Below are 2,571 nucleotides of genomic sequence, written 5' to 3' on the forward strand. Positions count from 1 at the left end.
GGCACTCGCGAAGCACGTCTTGATATGCGTGAGCTCCTCGCGCAGCTGCTGATCGAGTGAGGCCTCGCTGCTGCCCAGCAGCAATCGCTTGCTGAGCGCCAGCGCGATCGGCGGCCCGGCCGCCACGCGCGCCGCATACGCGGCCACATCGGCGACAAACGTATCGGCCTCCCACACGTGACTCACGAGCCCGATGCGCAGCGCCTCGTCGGCGCCGATGTCGCGTCCCGTGAACACGAGGTCCGCCGCACGCGCCTGACCCACCAGCCGCGGCAGAAACCAGCTGACACCGGCATCGGGCGACAACCCACGCCGCACGTAGCCCGCCGTGCACGTCGCATCGGCCCGCATCACACGCAGGTCACACGCGAGCGCGAGGCCGAACCCGGCGCCCGCCGCCACACCATTCATGGCGGCAATCACCGGCTTCTCGCACTGCGTGACAGCGTGAACCCACTCGCCCACCCAGTAGTACGGATCGAGACGATCGGCGCGTGACGCCCCGGGCATCGCCGGATCACTCAGATCGAGCCCCGCGCAGAACGCGCGGCCCGCCCCGGTGATCACCACCGCCCGCACGGTGTCATCGTGCGCGGCCTCGCGCATGGCACGCGGAAACTCCTCGGCCAACCTCGGATTCACCGCGTTCAGCTTGTCGGGACGATCGAGCGTGATCGTGCGCGCGCCGGCGTCGGTGGTGATGCGGAGATGCTGGTAAGCGGTCATTGGGTGCGTGTGGTGAGTCATCGACTGAAAGCCGAGAGCTGACGACTGAATACTCCCCGAGTGCTTCGAGCAATGCCGGCCGAGTTGTCAGCTCTCGGCCTTCAGCCTTCAGTTTTAGCGCGCGGTTCGCACTTCTGCACGCGCACAGTTGTCTGCATTCACGAGGAAATCGCACATCCCCCACTACCACCGGTACGGGTGCGCTCGCTAGATCACATCGTATCCCCAGTATCGCCGGTTCGTCCCACTCGCCTTGCCCGCTTTCTTCGCACTATGGCTTCCTCCCGTTCCAACGCGGCTCTCGCCGACGATCCGTCGGTCACCGCTCCCAGTCCGCTCTCGTCCTGCGATGCGCTCGCGCGCACCGCAACGGAAACGTGCCGTCAGCACGAGCGACTCGCGAAGCTGATGTCACTTGGCGTCGCGCAGAGCGAACTCGAGGCCGCTCACGCCATGGTGGACACCATCGATCTCGCGCTCGCCGAGTCGATGAAGGATTTCGAAAAGACGTATGCGACGGGGTCGGTGACCGATCAGGCCGACGTGCGCCAGGCCGCCAACACCATGTGGCTCGCGGCCCGCGAGTATCTGCGCCGGCACAGCATCGCTGAAAAGGCCTCGCGGCAGATCGCCCAGCGCGATGCGGATACGCTGGGTGACCTGCAGATGGAGTACGAGCTCGAGGCGTCAGCGCTGCTCGGGCTCAAGCATGCGACCGTGACGTACCAGAAGCTGCGCCCCGAGACGCGCTGCTGACCACGTTGCCGGGCGTAGTGGCCGGCCCCGACAACGGAAGACTGAACAGCAGTGAACTTGGCTGCGGATCGCGGGTGAGGTACACCTGCAGTCGCTCGATGATCGCCGGGGCCGTCACGCGCATCGCCAGCAGTTCACGCTCCCGTTGCGGCGTCAGCATCGGATAGAACGTGAGCGTGCAGTGCGGCGAAAAGAGAAAGCGCGAGCGCTTGAAGGGCAGTCCGCTGCGGGCGAGGCGCTCGTGCAGCGCGCGCAGCGGCCCGTTGGGATCGAGCGGCAGCGAGATGATGTCCGTCTGCATGAACCGGTGCGGTGCATGAAACGGGAGGCGCATCGGTGCCGTGCTCGCCGCGATCGGTTCCAGCGCGGCCCGAATGCGCTCCACCGGTGTGTCGGTGGGAATCGCGCCCACCCCCGATGATCCCACGAGCGTCACATGCGGCGGCGTGAGCCGTGCGAGCTTGGGATCGTACCGCTCCTGAATGGCGCGCACCGCCGCGCCCGCTTCACCCGGAAGCTCGGCCAACACGAAGATTCCGAACGAAGCAGCCATGTGAGGAACATAGTGCCCTCACGAAGGCCCCCGGCCGGTGGTAAGTTCGCGCCATGGGAGAAGCCATGGTGGTCATCCGCGAATACGTGAATGAAATGGAAGCGCTCGTCGCACGGAGCGTACTCGAAGCCCACCGGATTCCCGCCGTGGTGCTGCGGGACGATGCCGGCGGCATGCTTCCCGCCATGCGCCTGATGTTTCCGGTGCGGCTGGCGGTACGCGAGGGCGAGGCCACGCAAGCGCTGCGCATTCTCGACGCACCGTTCGAGCCGGACGACGCAGCGGATGGCGAGCCGTGTTTCGACCGCCCCCCGGAAGGGTGAGCACGCCCTGATCGGTTTCGGCCGGCAGGCCCCTCCCTGCCCCGAGTAGTTTTGGGCATGTCAGTCGTGAAGGTCGACCCGCTCCATCCCGATCCCGCCATCATCGCCGATGCCGGCGCCCGCCTGCAGCGCGGGGAGCTCGTGGCCTTCCCCACCGAAACGGTCTACGGGCTTGGCGCGAACGCGCTCGATGGGGACGCCGTCGCGCGCATC

Annotated in this window: 5 protein-coding genes; 3 read left to right on the forward strand and 2 right to left on the reverse strand. The window is 66.9% G+C overall.

All coding sequences use genetic code 11. The features are described from left to right. On the reverse strand, positions 1-726 hold a 726-nt coding region (locus ACIQ6O_RS16205), incomplete at its 3' end, for an enoyl-CoA hydratase/isomerase family protein (RefSeq protein ID WP_396208808.1). A 273-nt stretch (positions 727-999) separates the two neighbouring features. On the opposite strand from ACIQ6O_RS16205, the gene ACIQ6O_RS16210 reads away from it, so the two are divergent. After that, positions 1,000-1,482, forward strand: a complete 483-nt coding sequence (locus tag ACIQ6O_RS16210; protein ID WP_396208809.1) for a hypothetical protein — start codon at positions 1,000-1,002, stop codon at positions 1,480-1,482. On the opposite strand, the gene ACIQ6O_RS16215 is transcribed toward ACIQ6O_RS16210, so the two are convergent. After that, entirely contained in the window at positions 1,430-2,035 is a 606-nt protein-coding gene (locus ACIQ6O_RS16215) for a 2'-5' RNA ligase family protein (RefSeq protein WP_396208810.1), read from the reverse strand. The genes ACIQ6O_RS16210 and ACIQ6O_RS16215 overlap by 53 nt on opposite strands. A gap of 65 nt (positions 2,036-2,100) precedes the next feature. Here ACIQ6O_RS16215 and ACIQ6O_RS16220 point away from each other — a divergent pair, with 65 nt between their 5' ends. Beyond that, the gene (locus tag ACIQ6O_RS16220; RefSeq protein ID WP_396208811.1) at positions 2,101-2,358 is read left to right on the forward strand and encodes a hypothetical protein; all 258 of its coding nucleotides are present in this window, start codon (positions 2,101-2,103) and stop codon (positions 2,356-2,358) included. A 57-nt stretch (positions 2,359-2,415) separates the two neighbouring features. Then, on the forward strand, positions 2,416-2,571 hold a 156-nt coding region (locus ACIQ6O_RS16225; RefSeq protein WP_396208812.1), incomplete at its 3' end, for an L-threonylcarbamoyladenylate synthase.

This window comes from Gemmatimonas sp. (assembly GCF_044345575.1).
Classification (GTDB): Bacteria; Gemmatimonadota; Gemmatimonadetes; order Gemmatimonadales; family Gemmatimonadaceae; genus Gemmatimonas.